Here is a 17,880-nt window from a genome sequence, read left to right on the forward strand (position 1 = left end):
TTTTGACCCATTTTACATCGGAAATTATCAAAAACTGTGTTTTCACAGCCTTTGGGCGCGATGCATCTTTACGTTGGATGTATAAACATATATCCGTTTAAACCAATGTTAAAATTCAATTAATAACTATTTATGCGCGCAAACTTCTTACTCAACAAGGTAAAAACACCCATTTTCCTGTTAGTGATCTTAACCCTGACCACTTTAGAAACATCTGCTCAAACAGCTTTATGGAAAAACCGTTTAAATGGTGCCGGTGATAATTCTGACCGCTATAATAACGCGATTACCGATGCCCTCGGCAATTTTTACCTTACTGGTTACACAGTAAATCCGGGAACAGGAAAAGATTTTTTAACCGCGAAACTTAATGCTTCCGGAGATACATTATGGACCAGAAAATATAATTATTTATCCAACTTGGACGATGAAGCTAATTTCATTGCAATTGATGCTGCCGGAAATATTACGGTTACCGGATATTCCGATGGTGGTTCTACCTCCACAAAAAATGATATTCTAACAATTCAATATAATTCGTCAGGAACACTTTTGTGGTCAGCCCGATATAATTATGCAACTGCAAATGAAGATGAATTTCCTGCTGCTATGTCGATTGATGCTTCCAATAATATTTTTATTTCCGGAAGAAGTGATCACGATGCCGCAAATATTGATGATATCATTACATTAAAATATAATTCGGCCGGTGTGCAGCAATGGGCTGTTCGTTATGATGCAGGTCTAACCGACAGAGCTGCAGGAACTGTTGCTGATAATAGTGGTGGATGTATCATAACCGGAAGAACGGATAATGGATTAAATGAAGATATTATTACAATAAGTTATTCAACTTTAGGAACAATAAACTGGACTAAGGTTTATTCGGGTCCCGGTGGTGACGATAGAGGTCAGGCAATTGTAAGAGATGCATCAGGAAATATTTATGTTGGTGGAATTCGATTTAATGGAAGTGATGATGATTATGTAACACTAAAATATAATAGCACCGGAGTTCAACAATGGGCAAAAATATTTGATGGCGGGGATAATGATAGAATCTCTACAATTAAAGCAGATGCCTCCGCGAATATTTATGTAACAGGCCAAAGCGATATTATTGGCGGAGGTTCTACTGATTATAATTTCAGAACAATAAAATATAATTCCGCTGGTGTTCAACAATGGAATACTGTAACAGGTAATCCTGTGTTACAGGAAGATGTTCCATCTGATATTTTTATCGACGCTTCCGCAAATGTTTATGTAACTGGAAAAAGTGACGCAGCTGCAGGTGGAACTCTAAATTATGAATTTATGACCGTTAAATATAATTCGTTGGGTGCGCAGCAATGGATAAAATATTATGACGGAACAATTGCAAATTCTGAGGATATCCCATCCAATATTTTAGTTGATGCAACAGGAAATGTATGGATAAGCGGAGGGGTTAATTTTACTGCTACTCAAAAAGATGCAACCTTAATTAAATATAATAGTACAGGAGTATTTCAGTTTGCAAAAACATTTAATGGAAAAGGTGATTTTACCGATAAAGCAAATGCTATAGCAACAGATGCTTCCAATAATTTATATATTACAGGATATACCATTTCAGCCGGAGCACAACGAGATATTTTAGTACAAAAAGTAAGTCCGGCAGGAGTAACACTATGGTCGCGCACATTTAATGGTACCGACGAAAACGACGAGGGACTCGCAATTACAACCGATATTTCAGGAAATGTTTATGTAGCAGGTTATAGTAATGGCGCCGGTACATTTGACGATTGTATCGTTTTAAAATATAATACTTCCGGTGTATTACAGTGGTCGGCAATTTATAATTATGCGGCAAATCAATTGGATAAACTTGTTTCAATTGGAGTTTCCGCAATAGGTGATATTTATGTTACCGGTTATAGTGATGGAGATCCTTCTCCTTTAATTACAAATTACGATTATATCACAATGAAATATAATGCACTGGGTTTACAACAATGGGTTAGCAGATTTAATGGAGTTGGAAATGCCAACGATAAACCAAATAAATTGGTATTATCCGGAAATAAAATATTTATTACCGGCGAAAGTTTTAACGGCACGAATAATGACATCGTAACAATAAAATACGACAATTTCGGAGCCTCGGTTGCTCAGGCGACATTCGCAGGAACAAGTGGTGGAAATGATGCAGGAGAAAGCATGTTCGCAATTGGTTCCTCCATTTATGTAACAGGATCTGAATTTGTAAGCGGGAATTTTGATGATTATGTTACTTTGAAATATGATACTATGCTTACGCAGTTGTGGAAAAAAACATACAACGGAACAGGAGATGCAATTGATATCGCGTTTGGAATTTCTGCAACAGCAACAGATGTTTATGTAACGGGCAGCAGTGCAGGAACCACATCATTAAATGATATTGCTTTAATCAGATACAATGCTGCAACAGGAACGCAAAACTGGGCAAAAAGATATACCAGTGGCGGCGCATTTAACGATGAAGGATACAGTGTTGTAACGGATGCTTCCGGAAATATTTATACGGCAGGTAAAACCGGAAATGCAACAAATATTTCAGATTATTTAGCAATGAATTATAATACAATTGGAACAAAATTGTTAACATTAAAATATAACGGAACAGGTTTAGGTGAAGATGTTGGAAAACAAGCTATTTTGGATAATAATGGTTATCTATATATAACCGGATATAGTAAAGGAACAGGAAATACAAATTTTGATTTTACAACAGTTAAATATTGTACTCCTCTACCTGAAGCTGTTGTTGTTGCCGGTGGAGCGACAACTATTTGTACTGGCGACAGTGTAGCATTAAATGCAAATACAGGCGCTGGACTTACTTACCAATGGAAAAAAGGAAAACCGAATATTGTAGGTGCAACATCAGCAACATATTATGCAAAATCTTCAGGCGCATATAAAGTTGTAGTTACAAATGCAAACGGTTGTACAAAAACTTCCAATGTTATTAACGTTACCGCAATCACTTGTAAACAAGATGGAAGCCCGGAAATTGGAATGAATCTGGAAGCAATGCCAAATCCATTTTCCGAAACTACAATGTTGAATTTTGTAAATATTACTGAAGAAGCCATTTTAAATATTTATGATATTACCGGAAAACATATATTATCACAAAATATTTTGCCTGGAACGGAATCTATTTCAATAGGAGAAGAATTAATTCCCGGAATATATACAGCTCATCTATCAAATAATTCATTTTCAAAAACACTTCAATTAATTAAAGTGGAGTGATAAATAGTATACTTGAACATCATTTAATTAAATAATATGGAACGCAAACTTTTAATATTCCCTTTTTTACTATTCGCTTATTCTTTTTTAATTGCCCAGGCACCTACAGAAAAAGAATTCGACTATAGGTATGGAGGTGATGAGTATGAAGAGCTGCATAAAATGTATCAATATCCTTCTGGTGAGATAATATTATTTGGTGAATCGAGTTCGGATGCGGAAGGAGATAAATCTCAAGACGCGTATGAAGCATTTCCCGGTATAAATTCCGGTGATTTCTGGATCATGAAGCTGGATGAATTTGGTGTAAAAATTTGGGATTACAGATACGGCGGTGCACAGCAAGAAATTGGAATAGATATGATTCCACTTGCAGATGGCAGCATAATTCTGGCAGGTGTTTCCAGTTCCGGAATTTCAGGTGAGCGCTCTCAGGCATGTTGGGGATATCTTGATTATTGGATGATTAAAATTGATGCTGCAGGTAATAAATTATGGGATAAAAGGTTTGGAACTAATTCGGCCGATTATTTTACAGAAATAATTCAAACACAAGATGGAGGATTTGTTTTAGGAGGTTATACGGAAGGTGGAATTAGTGGTGATAAAACAGAAACGGCATGGGATATTGGTGCATATGAATATGATTATTGGATCGTAAAAACAGATGCTTCCGGAAATAAATTATGGGATAAAAGATATGGCGGAACGGAATTGGATCAAATGGATGGACTTGTAGAATTAAACGATGGCTCCCTTATGCTTGGCGGACATTCCGGATCAGGAATTAGCGGAGATAAAACAGCTCCTCAAATAGGACTTGGTGACTATTGGGTGGTTAAAACTGATGCAAACGGAAATTATATCTGGGATAAAAAATACGGTGGAAACCTGGAGGAAAAATTTTATGATATGATCGTGGATTCTGATAATAATGTTTTACTTGGAGGATATTCCAGATCAGATGATGGTGGTGATAAAACAGATGATGCATATAACGATGTTACTTATGGAAATACCTCCGATTTCTGGATAGTAAAAATTAATGCCGATGGAAATATATTGTGGGATAATGTTTATGGTGGGATAAATTTTGAAGATGAATTCGGAAATATTCTCCAAACTTCTGATGGCGGATATTTATTTACCGGTAATTCCTATTCACCAATCAGCGGAGAAAAATCGGAAAATAATTTAGGGGAAGAACAAATGTGGACTATAAAAACAGATATCAATGGTGTAGTGTTGTGGGATAAAACTTTATTAAATGGAGGACATGATGAGATCGGTTTAGGATTGGAGCTCAACGACGGTTGTTATTTATTTGGTACACAAACATATTCTCCGGCGGTAGGATATAAATCACAGCCTGCCTACGAATTTTTAACCGATGATCTTTGGATAGTAAAATTTTGTGATACCACCGCATTGGGACCAATTGCGGAATTTACTATAGAAGAGGATACTATTTGTGCTGAAACTTGTATCCCGTTTGTGTATGCAGGCACCGGAGCAACAAGTTATAGCTGGAGTTTTGATGGAGGAACACCAAGTACTTCCACCGATGCAGAACCAATAATTTGTTATAATGCAGAAGGAAGTTTTAATGTGACATTAATTGTTACAAACGATGTTGGATCTGATACAATAAGTATGGATGATCTTATCACAGTTTTACCATCGGCACAACAGGTTAATTTGCCTCCAACAGCAATTTTATGTTCAGGAGAGGAATTATTTCTTGATTCAGGCAATGAAAATGCGATATGGAATGATGGAACAATTGGAAACACATTGATTGTTACTATACCGGGAGCTTATTGGGCTATTGACAGTAATAGTTGCGGGATTTTTTCAGATACTACCTTTGTAACTGAACAACAATGTAATTGTAATATAATTGCTCCCAATGCTTTTTCGCCAAATGAAGATGGAATAAATGATAAATTCCGGTTAATTGCTACTTGTGATATTGAATTAACACTGTTTCAAATTTATAATCGCTGGGGACAATTAGTTTACGAAACCAATGATATTGATGCACCCTGGGATGGTACTTTTGGCAATAAAATGCAACCTGTTGGAACTTACGTTTATACAGTAAAATATGGTAATATGAACGGTGATCAATTTGAAGATGGAAATATTACGCTGATCCGATGACTTTATATTTATAAATGTATAGAAAGGTGTAATTTTTATTTAACAAATTTTTGCAAAAAATGATCATTTATATTCATATCTATAGCTTAATCCATCACTATTTTGCTCTTCAATTAACCTGTTTTTCTTATCATATACATACAATGTGATAAAAGTTGAATTTTGATTTGATCTGTTTCTATCTAAAAAATAGGATTTTTTAGATAGCACGAATCCTTTTTCCTTATATTCATATTGTATGCTGTCAGGATCATCCTTATTTGAATTAAAGGAATAATTTTGGGTGATCAAATTTCCTAAACTATCATACTTGAAAGATGTGATATAAAGCGTATCCGTTATTTCATAATAACCAAATAATTTTGTTGCAACTACCTTTACCAAACGATTAGAACTTGTGTCATAAGTATTTATATAGGATGTCATTTCGTAGCGCCCAATAACGATCATTGTACTATCTTCATAGATCTGATCATATGTGGTTTCGGGATTGCCTTTGATGTCATAATTTCTGATATTGATAACAGGTGTAATTGTTTCTTGCGGATATAATGTTATTTCCCGTTTAATATTTCCATTGTCGTAATAGGAATAATTTTGTATTAACATGGTGTCTTCATGTCTTATTACAATTTTTTGACTTAGGTTAGTATTATCATAATGGTGAATAGTTGTTTGTTGAATTTCACCGTTACGATTTTTTTCTATACTTTGAAGCAACAATGTAACCGCATAGGAGTTCTCCACTATGCTTACGGTATCGCCGGAGTTGCTGCCATAATAAATTTCTTTAATGCAATTTCCGAGCGAATCAAAATATTCTTCCTTGTGTTTTATTTCGTTATCTGATCTTACTATATAAGTTGTTTTTATTTCTGCAACTAAAATTGGATCTTCCGTTTTAGTTTTACAAGAATTCAAAACAAATAGTAGAATAACTATTAAAGGTACTTTATTCATTATAAATATATGTTTCTATTTTGCCTTCATTATCTACCCTCGCTCTGAACATTCCATCAGTATTATATTGAAAAGAAGTATTGCCATTTTTATCAATAGCGATCATTCCGCCATCTCCGGTAATTTCTTTAAATCTCACATGTATCATTTCATTTGTTGCCTCATCAAGTGTCAAACCTTTGAACTCCATCATATCTGCAACCGTTTTTGCTGCAACTGTTTTAATAAAATCTTCACCGGTGCCAGTACAGCTTATTGCACAGGTTCTGTTATCAGCATAAGTGCCGGCTCCTACAACAGGAGAATCGCCAATACGGTTGTATTTTTTATTCATCAATCCGCCAGTGGAAGTTCCTGCAGCGAGATTACCGTATTTATCTTTAACCACACAACCTACAGTTCCATATTTTTCTTCAATATTATTTAATACAACGGGAATTTTTTGTAGTGCCATTACCGAATCAACATATTTGATATATTTCGTTTCGGTACTGTCTTTCATTCCTTTCCATCTTGTATATTGATGTTGCGTATAGAAATAAGAAACATCCACTAATTCAAGACCATGAACCTCGGCAAAACGCTCGGCACCCGCACTGCTGAACATAATATATTTCGATGAATCCATTATCATGCGCGCTGCTTTTATAGGATTTTTTATATGCTGAACATTATTTACCGAACCTGCATCCAAAGTTCGTCCATTCATAACACAGGCATCCATTTTTATTTTACCATTATTGGTAAATACTGAGCCCTGTCCCGAATTAAATAATGGCGAATCCTCCAAAATACAAATTACTGCTTCTACAACATCCATCGCACTATCACCTCTGGCAAGCATATCGTATCCGGTTTGTGCTGCCTCTTTTAATTTTGCATTAAAAGCTGCTTCCTGCTCAGGAGTATAACTTCCTTTTGGCATAGGCCCGGCTCCACCATGAATAGCGAGTGCAAATTCTTTCACCTTGGTTTCGTGTTGTATGGAGCTATTTTTATCCTTACAGCTTACCATAAATAACAATCCTAACGCAATGAATGCGGTAAATAATTTCTGTTTCATAACACAAATTTAGAATTTATAATAATAAGTGAGGCCTGTGGTGTAATTTCTGTCAGGAGACTTTTTGTTTACTTGCTGAGATATAGAGTAACTGAGTTGCAACCTGTTACGGGTATTGATGCGATAATTTAATCCTCCTGCATATCGCCATTGTTCAGTTTTGTAAAGATGGTCGAGTCTGTAAATTTGTTCAGTGGAAACAAAAACCGAATACGTGTAATTCAATTCGTATTTTAATAAAACTTTGTTACGTAAGTAATGTTTATTTACCCTGAAATTTTCATTTTCCATAAAATGTGTTCCATAATATTTTGTAAGATATCTGCTTCGGATATTGAGGCTAAAATCACCCTTGTTTTTTGACCAGGCTATGTCGCCATATAAAAACTGGCGCTGATCGTAATTATTTTCCAGATTCCGCAATGATAGGATCCTATAATTTATACCTACAGTGAAATTTGAATTCAAACGATAATTTAAGCCCAGATCAAAAAGAGCATATCCGACTTCAGAATAATTTTCATTAAATGCATATTGATTATAAAATGAAGCAGAAAAAGAAGGAGTGATCTTTTTTTCCAATTGAATTGCCAATGAACCTACAGCGTCGTTCTGCTGTGCTGAAACAGTAGTTAGAAATAAAGAAAATAATAAATAAAAGGAAATTGTTTTCATTTCAGCTCAATAGGTATAAACATATTTTTTGATCGCGATAATGGTATTTGATTCATTGTAAGTAGAGCGCTCAGTTAAGGATCCTTTTTTGTCGTAAACGTAGGTGATCCTTCTAACTTGTGATCCAGTTGCATTTGTAGTTCTCTCTTCTGTTTTTCGTCCAAAAAGATCATAGGTGAATAATGTCTTTTCCATTAAGGTGTTTTCAGAGCCGAATACCACTATTTCCTTTTTATCATTAAATTTATTGTAATCTGTAATGGATCTTGATATCAATGTGCCGGAGCCATCATACTTGCTGTTTTCCACCACTTCACCCTTTTTGTTGTAGGTAAATGTTTCTTTTGATTTTATTGTACTATCCGAATTCAATAGAATTTCCATCAGCAAGTTTCCTTTTTTATCAAATTCCTGATAAATACGTTTTGTTGTTTGAAGTGTATCGTTTTTAAGTTCATACACTTCCTGGTATTGCGTACGCGCACCTCTGTCGACACCTGTTTGTGCATTACACAAATTACCTAAACTAACAACATATAATAGGAGAATGAAAGTTTTCATGTTCTTTTATTATTGGTAAATGAGAAGATCTCCTAATTCTGTTTCGCTCTTTTTCTCTTCAATAAAAACCTGCTGTATAACTGCCATATTGGGAGGATCTACCGCAAAATTTACTATTGCCGCAGAATCGATCGAATAGGTGTAAATGGTATAGTCTCCGGGATAGAGATAATTAAATTCAAATTCACCATTATAATTTGTTTTGATCCTTGTTCCATAATTGATATCATCACCATAAACGAGATAAACATATGTATCCGGCACGTAATATTCACTTAATAATACTGTAAATGTTGAATTGTAATGCCGCGCAAATACTTTTCCATAAATGGTTGCTTCACCGCCTATTCCGGGATCTTTGCTGCATGCGGAAAACATCAGCAAAATGGATGAAATAATGGCAGCACCTTTTTTAAACATGCTGGGGATGTAAAATAATTTGCTGGTCATAATCGCTAAATGTTTTATTTTGTTCTATTATCACAATAGTGTGATCCTTTCTCAATTTATAAATAAGTGATTTTACTTTCTCCTTGTACTCCGGATCTAAATCATTAAATGGTTCATCAAGCAGTAGTATTTTTTTGTTGGTTAAAAATGCCCTTGCCAACATAAGCAGTTTGCGCTGCCCCGCAGATAGATTTTTTCCTCCTTCTTTAACGGAATGATCCAATATTTCTGATCCTCCATTCTTAATAAATCCAAGGTCAGACAAAATTTCAAAAGCAACTTTTCTTTTTTTCTCTTTTCTGCTATAGGAAACTACTTCAAAAATTGTAGAGCCCAATAAAGGAATAGAATCAGAAACTATGGTTATGTTTTTTCTTAAATGTTGGTGGGGGATGTTTTTGATATTTGTATCATCTACATATATGGATCCACTTTCAATATCATATAACCCTGTAATTAATTTAAAGATGGTTGATTTGCCACTTCCTTGCGGACCTGTAATACAAGTGGTGGAATTACCTTTTATTTCGAACGAAAGATCTTCAAAAATTTGTTTGCCATTAAATCCGAAATTTACCTTACTAAAGCGAATTTCACCGGAAGATATAGTAGTTTCATCCCCTGTAACATTATTAATCTCTTCTTTTGCATTTAAGATCACTAGAATTTTGTTAAAGGATACATTTCCTGATATCCAGATCATGTTTACTTTTAATATGCGTTTGTATACCGGAATTATACTTAACACCAACATAATAAAAGTAATAAGCGCGGGCCCATCTAAAGAACCCTGTGTGCTATTGAATTGAAAGTAAACAAACCACAACATCATAACAAGTGTCGCATATAACAATAATGGATATAAGGCCTGCATTAATGCGGATAAAAAATGATATTTTTTTCCAATTTGATATAATCTTTCTGATCTGTTGTTAAATTTATCAGCCTCAATAGATTCTCTGTTAAACAATTTTACTGTAGTAATTGCCTTTAGCCTTGTGGTTACAAAAGCGAGGTTTCTTGATCTTAAATTTCTTCTTTTTTGGGTTATCGAACGCATATTGTTATTAAGGATGAAATTTATGAGGAATAACATTGGTAATGCACCAACTAAAAACATTGTTAGTTGCCATTCAAGCATCATCAATAATGTTATTGCTGCAATCATAAAAATGCAATCGTATAAAAATTGAATAACGCCTTTGGTCAGGTAATCCTGCGCCGCTTTCATATCGCCACTATATCTTAATAAATATGATCCGGAATCACGTGCTTCGAATATTTGAAGATCTGTGCGAATTTGTTTATTAAATAATTTTTTTCTCAGATAATTGGAAAACGCCTCTCCTGACACTCCTACATAATATTTTTCTAATAAATTGAAAACAAAACGAAGAATTAAAAGGCCGGAAAAAAGTATAAAGAAATAGTTTATTGAATTGATATGGCCAAAAATGCTTTCGAACAAATGTCCTCTTGCTGAATTAGTTTGCAGAACCAATTGATAGAATTCACCGATAAAAAGAGGGATTAAAACTGTACACCCAATACTCAGCAAACCGAATAAAAACGCGACAGTAATAATCCTCTTATTTTCAACCGCAAACACCTTCAATATGCCATACTTTTTAAGCATGGTGTACAAATACTTTTTGTTTGTCGAATAAATGAACAAATTCGCCACCCGCAAGTTGATCAATATCAAGAGTTGGAATGGATATTTTGGCTTTTACTTCTCTGATAAGTAGCGGACTCATTGTAAAACGACCACATATTACAGCGGGTGTAACGCCAAATTGTTCCAATAACTGTAACCCGTAAAATACGCCAAGACTATCTCCGCAGGAAAATATCATACTATGTATCGTTTGCATAAATGCAGTATCGCGTAGTAAAAAATCAGTTTCGCGCTCTAACAAACCATCTGCAATTTCCATTACAATATAATCGGGGTTTTCAAGTTCCAACATATTTAATAATGTTTGATACAGGTCAAGAATTTCTTCTTTACTACACATATAAGTGGATGGATATCCGCCATCGGTAAAATCTAAAGTAATATCTGCTCCACAATCAAAAACAAAATCTTTATCTTTTGTATAACAAGTACCGGTTAATTTAATAAAAGCAACTTTTTTACCAGTAGTTTTTAATCCGCGCGCAAGATATGCCGCGGAGGTTGTTTTGCCGCTATCCATGGACGAACCCACAGATAGGATCACCTTTGCATTATTAGGAACATAGCCTCTGAAAGGGATGCGATTTGTGTGATAAAATTTTGTATTAATTACTTTTCCATCTGCAGCAGTTAAATAACCAACCAATCGTACTTTTGTTGGTTCGATATATTCAAAAGAAGCATTTTTTGATTTTACGATGCCTATCGCTCCTCCGGCACCTAATATATCAAGAATTTCTGTTGGTTGTTCCGGAATGTAACCTTCAAATTGGGAAGTTGCATAACGGTTTGCAAATGCAGCCATAATAATATCACCTTCAAATATTGCCGCTATCCGTTTTGTTTCCGATTGTATGGAAGTGTGTTTACCAATTATCAACACTTCAAATAAGGCAACATCACCATCGGTTGGTACATAAGAATTATTAATGGTGTTATCTACATTGTAATTCGTGATTTCCTTGCAGATGATGGATTTTTTAATGCGATTGTTCATACGTTTAAATTTTTATGGTTTAAAAAATTAATTGAATATTATGGTAGCATGTGCTATTACAGAATCTGCAGATGTAATATTTATTAAATATGCCCCGGCAGGTATTGTTCCACGGTTTAATAAAATATTTTGGTTGTATTGCGAAGTAACAGTCCTTACCAGCCTTCCGCTCAGATCCGTAATTAATATGTTTATAGCAGACCCAGTTAAAAAATCATTTTGGGGAAACTGTAATGTAAAGTTTGTTTGTACTGGATTTGGAAATACTGTAATGTTTGAGTTTTCATTATCAAAAAAATGAATATCCTGAGGAGTGGTTCCGTAAAGTATTGTTACAATGTCTCTTTGGCTTGTTTCGCCATAACTTCCCCCTGCAACATAAAATCCATTTTCTTTTGCCAGTAAGGTATTTGGCACATCTGATGCGTGGCCCGTTCCATCGTAAACTTGTTCATCGGTTAAAATGCCATCGGGAGAATAACTAAGTGTTACGTAATTATAATCAATATTTCCACCTGAACCATTGTCGGTCTGTCCGGTAATAAATATATTGTTTTCAGAATCAACAACTGCTTCACTGGCGTCATCATTTAATTCATTTATATAAGTCTCTTCCCATATAAGTGATCCATCTCCTGAAAATTTCAAGAGTGTTATATCTCCATTCAATGTTGCACTTGCTGTATCCGGTGAGGTGGTTGCGGCTATAATAATATTTCCATTCGAATCGAGGCAAATACTTTTTGCTTCATCGTTTCCATTTTCAATGCCATCATATTGTTGCGACCAAAGTAATGAGCCTGCAGAAGAATAATGAAGTAATATAATATCTTTATTTGCATCTGAATTAAATGATTCTCCTACAACAAAAATATTTTCTTCTGAATCAATTGTCATTGCAATTCCTTCATCATCGCCAAAGGAACCATTAAAAGTTTTTACCCATTGTTGAACGCCACTGGCATTGTATTTAATTAATACTATATCCAAGTCTGAACCGGAAAAACTTTTTCCTACAACATAAATATTACCTGCAGAGGAAACTTTTATTGATTTTACATTGTCAATGCCATTCCCAATTCCATTAAAGCGGTTTGTCCATTCCATAATACCGGCATATGAATATTTTATTGTAACAATATCATCATTGGAAATTATTCCGGCATCCTGATCACTTCTACCGGTAATGTAAATTTTATTATCGTTGCTGATTGCAATTCCTATTGCTTTATCTGTTTCGTTTGCAATGCCATAGTTATACTGTTGTGCCCAAATGGAATCGCCTGTTGCACTATACTTCACCAACATCATATCATAACCTGTCCCACTGTTTTTTACATATCCCGTTGCGTAAATATTCCCGCTATTATCTGTAGCCATAGCAAGTGCATCATCCGTGCTTTGTGTATTGCTGCTGCCATTTATTTCATTTTTCCATAATATATTTCCGGTGGCACCTAACTTCATCACCATAAAATTGCGATCACTTTCATAACCGAATGTATATCCTGCCAAATACATGCTATTGGAAACATCGTATAAAATTGCATGTACATTGTCGGCATTATCTCCAATTCCATTATAGGAATTATCCCATTCAACATTCCCCGTATTATTTATTTTGATGGTTAATGCATTTTTATCAGGAACTACTTCAGAATAACCACTTATGAATATGTTACCGGTTCCATCACTTCCAATAGATCTTGCGATATTATTATTTAATGCTCCTGCAGAAAAATTTGTTGACCATTGAAGTGTTCCTGTATTATTATAACGCAAAACAACAAGATCATTTTTAATTTGAGTTGAAGGATCTGTATCCGTTGATCCTGCTATAGAAATATTGCCTGCATTATCAACTATCATTGCAGATGGAATATCATCGTTCGCGGCATCGCCACTAAAAGTTTGTGCGAATTGTTGAATACCTGAACTGTTATATTTAACTGTAAGTATATCATAATCAACCGCAATAGCAGCAGCATTTACATCACTTTGTCCGGTAACATAAATATTTCCCGAAGCGTCAATTCCAATATTGGTGGCGCGATCATCATTTACATAATCAAAAATTGCCTGCCAGAGTTCGGTGCCGTCAGTATCGTAACATATTGTTGCATAATCATAATTATCACCATTATTACTCCTGCCGGTAATATAAATTTTACCGTTTACATTATTGCATACCATACTTGTGGCGCGATCGTGATGGGTGCGATCAAAATATTTTCTCCATAATTCATTTCCCGTTGAAACATCGTATTTAATTGTCATATAATCATCGTCGTCACCATTGGAAGATCTTCCGGTTACCACTAAATCGCCATCAGAAGTAATTACCATTGCTGTTGGACGATCAGTTGCATTACCAAAACCATTACTTCGTTTTGTCCATTGCTGAATTCCGGCACTATTATATTTAATGATCAAAAAATCATCGTTATTATTTAAAGACGCATCCTTATCACTTTGTCCCGCAACATAAATATTACCTGATGCATCTGTAGTAATTGCATTGCCCTGGTCGAATTCGTTGGAGGTGTAATTATAAATTGATGTCCAGAGTATATTTCCGTTGGCATCAAATTTAATTGTTGCAATATCGTATCCGGTACCACTTCCTTTTAAATAACCTGTTATAAGAATATTACCAGCATTATCTAATGCAATAGCGGTTGCTTCATCTGGGCCGTTACCGGCACCATTTATTATCCTTGTCCAAATGGTATCACCGGAAGAATTTAGTTTAGCCAAAAGTATATCCTTGCTTGTTTCCGGATTTATGGTATATCCCGCCTGATAACTAATACCTGATGTATTTGTAATTATGGCGTTGTACACATCACTAAAATCGCCCTGACCATTAAATCTGCTGGTCCATTGTGCATTTATATTACTTAAGAGAAAGAAAATGCTGAAGATTGAAATACTTAATTTTTTCATGACTTGTTTGCGGTTATTGTTTGTTTGCAAGTCAAAAGTATTCTGTGTATTTACATATAAAAAAGACAAAAACACAATGCTTCCATTATCCAATGTGATGATTATCACATAGTTTAACTATGGGTATTGAAATAATGGAGTGGAATTTCGCTCTGCCGTAGGGGCCCGGGCGCAAAAAATGTAGACATAAATTACCTAAATTCAGAAAAATGTCTGTTTTATTTAGACAAAAATCTGCTTAATTACAGAAATATTCGATGGGAATATAGAAAATACCACCCTTGTTAGTGAGGTTGAGTAAAATGAATAGAAATCCAGATCACATAGGAAATGTTAAAATGGTGTTCAGCAACAGATATATTTATCTGTTTTGTTCATTCGCTTCTCCCTTGTTTGCATTTCCGCTGTTGAACTTGAATCCGATCTGCTCACGGAGGTTGGTTTTTCCTTCTATATCCAGACTGAAATTTTTCACATCGTCTAAAGCAATGGATTTAATCATTTCTGGGGTTCGTTGAGCAGCAGGAATTCCCGCCATACGTAAATTTTGATGGTGAACAATGTCCGCCACAATTTTTCGCATTGTTCTCGCATTGCCGAAAAACTTATTGCGGTTGGCAGTTAATTGGGTAATATATCCTTTTAAATGTGATGCGGCTTCTTCTGTTAAGAATAAATATTCTTTTTTAAGCATATTTTCCCCGATCACAAATAATTCTTCTTCCGTGTAATCCTCAAAATGAATAAATTTATCAAAACGCGATTTAAGTCCCGGATTGGATTCGAGAAATATTGCCATATTATCAGTGTATCCCGCAACAATAACTATAAATTCGCCGCGGTGATCTTCCATGCGCTTTAATAATGTTTCAATTGCCTCACGTCCGAAATCATTTTCGCCACCCTGACTTAAAGAATATGCTTCATCAATAAATAAACCACCACCCATTGCAGCTTCAATCATGCCATCGGCCTTAATTGCAGTTTGTCCAACATAACCCGCAACCATTCCCTCGCGATCTGTTTCCACTAAATGTCCGCGCTCTAAAATTCCCAGTGCTTTAAATATTTTCACCAAAATTCTGGCAACAGTTGTTTTTCCTGTCCCGGGATTTCCGGTAAATACGGTATGTAGTGAAAATGATTTTTTTACATCGCGACCAATTTCTTTATAATATCGAACAAGTTTTACAGTCTCTTCAATTTCATTTTTCACCTTCGCCATACCGGTTAATTCTTTTAACTCATTCATGGCATCCTGTAATAAAACTTCATCAACCGGAAGCTCTACTTTTTTTGAACTTCCAAATCCGAAAATAATTTCTACATCCTGTAAGATAATGGTACTTAGATCTTCGTTTGTAAGTTCTTCCGGCTTTTCCTGTTTCATTAATCGAAGAGCCATATTTTGTTTCGCTTCCTCTATAATGGAATTTACATAACGTGCATTACCGAATTTATTGTCGCGGTTGCGATAGGCTTCCACCACTTTCATGTAAATTAAATTCTTAGCTTCTTCACTTATGGTAACTCCGCGTTTTTTGGAGTCGTATTCCGATATTGCCATTAATTCATCGGGATTATAATCAGGAAAATTAATTACCTGAGAAACACGGGAACTTAAACCCGGATTTGAATTTAAAAAGTCGCGCATTTCTTTCGGATATCCTGCATAAATAATTGCAGTATCTCCGGGTCCATCACTCATCTCTTTAATTAAAACTTCTATTACTTCTTTTCCAAAATCTTTTCCGTCGTCGCCTCTGTCGCTTAATGCATACGCTTCATCGATAAATAAAATTCCCCCGCGCGCGCGATCAATTGCTGCTTTTGTTTTAGGTGCGGTTTGACCAATATATTCTGCAACGAGATCCACTCTTCCAACTTCAGTTACATCGGCACGTTTCAATAATCCCATGGCTTTGTAAATTTTACCAAGCATACGCGCAACAGTGGTTTTTCCGGTGCCTGGATTTCCGGTGAATACCATGTTGAGGTTCATCTTATTTTTTTCCTCAAATCCTTTATCCTGACGAATTTTTAGAAATTTTAAATAAGTGGTTAATTCGTTAATTTCTTTTTTAACAGTTTCTAAACCTATAAGATCATCCAGTTCTTTTTTTGCTGTTTCATATGTTTCTGCATCGGTTACAATCGTGGCAGTTTTTAATGTCGCAGTTGCACCTTCAACACCGGTAAGCCAAACTGGATCGCCTGTGAGTTCAACATCTGCAGTGCCCACTTCAAATGGAACAACAGCAATTATATTATCCATAAAAACCACTTCGCAAGTATATTTATCGGGATACCAAAATCCCGCTGCATCACTTCCATAACCAACATCCATTACAATATTTTTCCGGCTGTCGTTCACATGCTCAAACCAATAGGATGCTCCTTTTAATTGATGCACATCATTGTAGAAATAAAAATTAAATTCCAGAGGAAAATATTTTTCATGTGATATTTTATTCGTAAGATCCAATTCAATGGAAATATATTGCGCAGTATCCTTATTAAATGTAGTTAGATATTTTCTGTTCTCACGCGCAACATTTGCCTTGGGAGCATTAAATAATTTTATAGAGTTAAAATCGAAATAGGGATTATTTCCTGCAGAAACTAAACCGTTGTTGGTGATATAAAAGTAATTAGTTCCTACTAAAACCTCATCAATCCAAATTTCCCATTTGTAGGTGCCCTTTTTCCACCAACCCGGAGTAGCGGTTCCCCAACCTTCACGAACGAAAATGATATTCTGGTCGGTGGTAACCACGATATCTTTTTCTAGTTTACACATCTCCTTGTTCTCGTAATATTCTGTTGCTTTTATCACAACCTTTGCCTTCCACTCCTCCTCGTCGAACAGGAGATTGAACAATTGTAACTCCACATTTACGTAACAAACTTCCGTTTCATCAAAAACGATCCTGTAGTTCTTGGTGTTGCCGAAAAAATTCTCCAGCGAACCATAAACCTTCATTTCCTTGAACTTATACCGTTTTTTCTCTTCTTTCTTGGCCATAACTGTCTTTAAATACTTTTGTAAAAGGGTGGTAAAAATAGGGAATTCCTGATTTTGTTTGGTTTTTTGTTTGC

11 protein-coding genes are annotated in these 17,880 nt (G+C 35.2%); 2 read left to right on the plus strand and 9 right to left on the minus strand.

The features are described 5' to 3' along the window. Positions 1-132 precede the first annotated feature (132 nt). Entirely contained in the window at positions 133-3,288 is a 3,156-nt protein-coding gene (locus tag IPI31_05530; protein MBK7567270.1) for an SBBP repeat-containing protein, read from the plus strand. Between the two features lie 36 nt (positions 3,289-3,324). Beyond that, the gene (locus tag IPI31_05535; GenBank protein MBK7567271.1) at positions 3,325-5,451 is read left to right on the plus strand and encodes a gliding motility-associated C-terminal domain-containing protein; all 2,127 of its coding nucleotides are present in this window, start codon (positions 3,325-3,327) and stop codon (positions 5,449-5,451) included. Between the two features lie 63 nt (positions 5,452-5,514). On the opposite strand, the gene IPI31_05540 is transcribed toward IPI31_05535, so the two are convergent. The 9 genes from IPI31_05540 to IPI31_05580 form a co-directional block, all read right to left on the minus strand. After that, entirely contained in the window at positions 5,515-6,411 is an 897-nt protein-coding gene (locus IPI31_05540; GenBank protein ID MBK7567272.1) for a hypothetical protein, read from the minus strand. After that, the gene (locus tag IPI31_05545; GenBank protein ID MBK7567273.1) at positions 6,404-7,474 is read right to left on the minus strand and encodes an isoaspartyl peptidase/L-asparaginase; all 1,071 of its coding nucleotides are present in this window, start codon (positions 7,472-7,474) and stop codon (positions 6,404-6,406) included. The genes IPI31_05540 and IPI31_05545 overlap by 8 nt, the downstream gene beginning before the upstream one ends. 9 nt (positions 7,475-7,483) lie before the next feature. Continuing rightward, the gene (locus IPI31_05550) at positions 7,484-8,149 is read right to left on the minus strand and encodes a DUF2490 domain-containing protein (protein ID MBK7567274.1); all 666 of its coding nucleotides are present in this window, start codon (positions 8,147-8,149) and stop codon (positions 7,484-7,486) included. Between the two features lie 6 nt (positions 8,150-8,155). After that, positions 8,156-8,710, minus strand: a complete 555-nt coding sequence (locus tag IPI31_05555) for a hypothetical protein (protein ID MBK7567275.1) — start codon at positions 8,708-8,710, stop codon at positions 8,156-8,158. A gap of 9 nt (positions 8,711-8,719) precedes the next feature. Further along, positions 8,720-9,130, minus strand: a complete 411-nt coding sequence (locus IPI31_05560) for a hypothetical protein (protein MBK7567276.1) — start codon at positions 9,128-9,130, stop codon at positions 8,720-8,722. After that, positions 9,123-10,796, minus strand: coding sequence for an ABC transporter ATP-binding protein (locus tag IPI31_05565; protein ID MBK7567277.1), 1,674 nt, complete (start codon positions 10,794-10,796; stop codon positions 9,123-9,125). Before IPI31_05565 ends, IPI31_05560 begins: the two co-directional genes overlap by 8 nt. Beyond that, a complete protein-coding gene (locus IPI31_05570) occupies positions 10,789-11,835 on the minus strand; it encodes a hypothetical protein (protein ID MBK7567278.1) in 1,047 nt (348 codons plus the stop codon). The genes IPI31_05565 and IPI31_05570 overlap by 8 nt, the downstream gene beginning before the upstream one ends. A 27-nt stretch (positions 11,836-11,862) precedes the next feature. Next, the gene (locus tag IPI31_05575; protein ID MBK7567279.1) at positions 11,863-14,889 is read right to left on the minus strand and encodes a T9SS type A sorting domain-containing protein; all 3,027 of its coding nucleotides are present in this window, start codon (positions 14,887-14,889) and stop codon (positions 11,863-11,865) included. Between the two features lie 253 nt (positions 14,890-15,142). Continuing rightward, positions 15,143-17,806 (minus strand): AAA family ATPase, encoded by a 2,664-nt coding sequence (locus tag IPI31_05580; protein MBK7567280.1) that lies wholly within the window; start codon positions 17,804-17,806, stop codon positions 15,143-15,145. Between the last annotated feature and the right edge of the window lie 74 nt (positions 17,807-17,880).

The organism is Bacteroidota bacterium (genome assembly GCA_016706865.1).
Taxonomy (GTDB): domain Bacteria; phylum Bacteroidota; class Bacteroidia; order Chitinophagales; family BACL12; genus UBA7236.

What these genes read in the sequence shown, in the direction of transcription:
- IPI31_05535 (MBK7567271.1), top strand. Translation starts at nt 3,325, where the DNA reads ATGGAACGCAAACTTTTAATATTCCCTTTTTTACTATTCGCTTATTCT.
- IPI31_05565 (MBK7567277.1), bottom strand. Translation starts at nt 10,796, where the DNA reads ATGCTTAAAAAGTATGGCATATTGAAGGTGTTTGCGGTTGAAAATAAG.
- IPI31_05555 (MBK7567275.1), bottom strand. Translation starts at nt 8,710, where the DNA reads ATGAAAACTTTCATTCTCCTATTATATGTTGTTAGTTTAGGTAATTTG.
- IPI31_05550 (MBK7567274.1), bottom strand. Translation starts at nt 8,149, where the DNA reads ATGAAAACAATTTCCTTTTATTTATTATTTTCTTTATTTCTAACTACT.
- IPI31_05580 (MBK7567280.1), bottom strand. Translation starts at nt 17,806, where the DNA reads ATGGCCAAGAAAGAAGAGAAAAAACGGTATAAGTTCAAGGAAATGAAG.
- IPI31_05540 (MBK7567272.1), bottom strand. Translation starts at nt 6,411, where the DNA reads ATGAATAAAGTACCTTTAATAGTTATTCTACTATTTGTTTTGAATTCT.
- IPI31_05545 (MBK7567273.1), bottom strand. Translation starts at nt 7,474, where the DNA reads ATGAAACAGAAATTATTTACCGCATTCATTGCGTTAGGATTGTTATTT.
- IPI31_05570 (MBK7567278.1), bottom strand. Translation starts at nt 11,835, where the DNA reads ATGAACAATCGCATTAAAAAATCCATCATCTGCAAGGAAATCACGAAT.
- IPI31_05530 (MBK7567270.1), top strand. Translation starts at nt 133, where the DNA reads ATGCGCGCAAACTTCTTACTCAACAAGGTAAAAACACCCATTTTCCTG.
- IPI31_05560 (MBK7567276.1), bottom strand. Translation starts at nt 9,130, where the DNA reads ATGTTTAAAAAAGGTGCTGCCATTATTTCATCCATTTTGCTGATGTTT.